Genomic DNA, 246 nt, shown 5'->3' on the forward strand with positions numbered 1-246 from the left:
CAGGCGCTCCAGCCGCCGTTGGGCGCGGTCTGCCAGATGTGCGAGATCGAGCCGTAGTCGGGCGCGACCGCGAACACCTCCATCCGGCCGTCCGCACTCCGGCCGACCGACAGTCCGGTGGACGCGGTGCCGAAGGAGCCGTTCCATTCGCCCCAGCCGGCCGACGGTGCGACCTGTTCGCGTACTGCGATGGAGTTGCCGTTGGGTCCGAGGACGAAGACCGCCATTCGGCCGTCGGCTTCGCGG

At 70.7% G+C, this 246-nt stretch carries 1 protein-coding gene; it reads right to left on the minus strand.

Annotated elements, in window-relative coordinates:
* Positions 1–227: hypothetical protein (locus UK12_RS35915; RefSeq protein ID WP_197085450.1), on the minus strand; the 227-nt coding region annotated here is incomplete at its 3' end.
* Between the last annotated feature and the right edge of the window lie 19 nt (positions 228–246).

The sequence above is a fragment of the Saccharothrix sp. ST-888 genome, from assembly GCF_000955975.1.
Classification (GTDB): domain Bacteria; phylum Actinomycetota; class Actinomycetes; order Streptomycetales; family Streptomycetaceae; genus Kitasatospora.